At 75.5% G+C, this 1,373-nt stretch carries 1 protein-coding gene; it reads right to left on the reverse strand.

Annotated features, from left to right (window positions below):
• A partial coding sequence (locus GA0115242_RS28095; RefSeq protein ID WP_141721770.1) for a polyketide synthase dehydratase domain-containing protein occupies positions 1-1,373 on the reverse strand: 1,373 nt, incomplete at both ends.

The following is a 1,373-nucleotide window of genomic DNA, read 5'->3' on the forward strand; positions in this document are numbered from 1 at the left end:
ACGGGGGTCCAGTCGAGGCGGAACAGCCAGTCGCGGGCGGCGCGGGCCGAGGGGTCGAGGGTCTCGGCGGCGACCTCGCGGACGGTGAGCCGCTCGATGGCGGCGACCGGTGCCCCGGTGGGGTCGGTGAGGTGGACGGAGACGGTGTCCCGGCCGTCCGGGGAGACCCGCACCCGCAGCGCGGTCGCGCCGGTGGCGTGCAGGGCGACGCCGGACCAGGCGAACGGCACCACGGTGCGGCCGTCGGTGGCGCCGGGGGCGAGGTGGGCGGCGTGCAGGGCGGCGTCGAGGAGTGCGGGGTGGATGCCGAAGCGTCCGGCGTCGCCGCGCACCGCCTCGGGCAGGACGACCTCGGAGAACAGGTCGTCGCCGCGGCTCCAGACGGCGCGGACGCCCTGGAAGACGGGGCCGAAGGCGTAGCCGCGGTCGGCGAGCGTCGCGTAGAAGCCGTCGGAGGCGACGGCGGTGGCGCCGCGCGGCGGCCAGACGGTGAAGTCCTCGGGCCGTTCGACGGCGGGTGCGCCGGGCTCGGTGAGGGTGCCCTGGGCGCGCAGCGTCCAGGAGTCCTCGGTGTCGCCGTCGGGTCCGGTGGCGCGGGTGTGCACGGTGACGGGGCGGCGCCCGTCCTGGTCGGCCTCGCCGACGCCGATCTGGACCTGGACCTCGCCGCGCTCCTGGAGGACGACGGGTGCCTGGAGGGTGAGTTCGTCGACGCGGCCGCAGCCGAGGACGTCACCGGCGCGGATCACGGACTCGACGAGCGCGGTGCCGGGGACGATGACGGTGCCGGAGACGGCGTGGTCGGCGAGCCAGGGGTGGGTGCGCAGCGACCAGCGCGCGGTGGCCACCAGGCCGTCGCCGCCCGCGAGTTCGACGGAGGCGCCGAGCAGCGGGTGGTCGGGCGAGTCGAGTCCGGCGGAGCTGACGTCGCCGCCGAGGTCGGCGAAGCGCGGCCAGTAGTGCTGGCGCTGGAAGGCGTAGGTGGGCAGGTCGAAGCGGCGGGGGCGCAGACCGTCCCAGTGGACGTCCCAGTCGATGTCGGCGCCGAGCGCCCATGCCTCGCCCAGGGAGAGCGTGAACCGTTCGAGGCCGCCCTCGTCACGGCGCAGGGTGCCGACGACACCGGCCCGCACCCCGGCGTCCTCGATCGTCTCCTGCACCCCGGTGGCCACCACCGGGTGCGCGCTGATCTCCGCGAAGACCTGGAACCCGTCCGCGAGCAGCGCACGCGTCGCCGCCTCGAACTCCACCGTCCCGCGCAGATTGCGGTACCAGTAGGAGCCGTCCAGCTCGTAGGTGTCGATGACCGTGCCGGAGACGGTGGAGTAGAACGGGACGGTGCCGGTGCGTCCGGTGACCGGGGCGAGCAGGTC

The sequence above is a fragment of the Streptomyces sp. SolWspMP-5a-2 genome, assembly GCF_900091845.1.
GTDB classification, from domain to species: Bacteria; Actinomycetota; Actinomycetes; order Streptomycetales; family Streptomycetaceae; genus Streptomyces; species Streptomyces doudnae.